The following is a 412-nucleotide window of genomic DNA, read 5'->3' on the forward strand; positions in this document are numbered from 1 at the left end:
CCCGATTTCGCGGCGCTTGGGGCTGCCCACGCGCCCGGTTTCGCCGGTGCAGTAGGGCGGGAAGTTGTAGTGGTGGATGTAGCGCTTGTGGGTAATCGGGGAAAGATTATCCAGCGGCTGCTCCATCTTGAGCATATTGAGGGTGGTCACCCCGAGGATCTGGGTTTCGCCACGCTGGAAGATCGCCGAGCCGTGCACGCGCGGCAACACGCCAGCCTGCGCGGAAATCGAGCGAATATCGGTGGGGCGGCGCCCGTCCATACGCACGTTTTCGGTGAGGACGTGGCGGCGCATGACTTCCTTGAAGTGGTCATTGACCGCGGCGGCGAGCCCGGGGCCGTCTTCTTCCAGATTGAACTGGGCATCGGCGGGCACCGTCAGTTCGGAAACGATCTGATCGGTGAGGTCATTG

At 62.9% G+C, this 412-nt stretch carries 1 pseudogene; it reads right to left on the reverse strand.

Annotated features, from left to right (window positions below):
- Window positions 1-412 (reverse strand): annotated as a pseudogene (locus QP442_RS08395) (polyribonucleotide nucleotidyltransferase); the annotation flags it as partial.

This window comes from Pauljensenia sp. UMB1177, assembly GCF_030217965.1.
Taxonomy (GTDB): Bacteria; Actinomycetota; Actinomycetes; order Actinomycetales; family Actinomycetaceae; genus Pauljensenia; species Pauljensenia turicensis_A.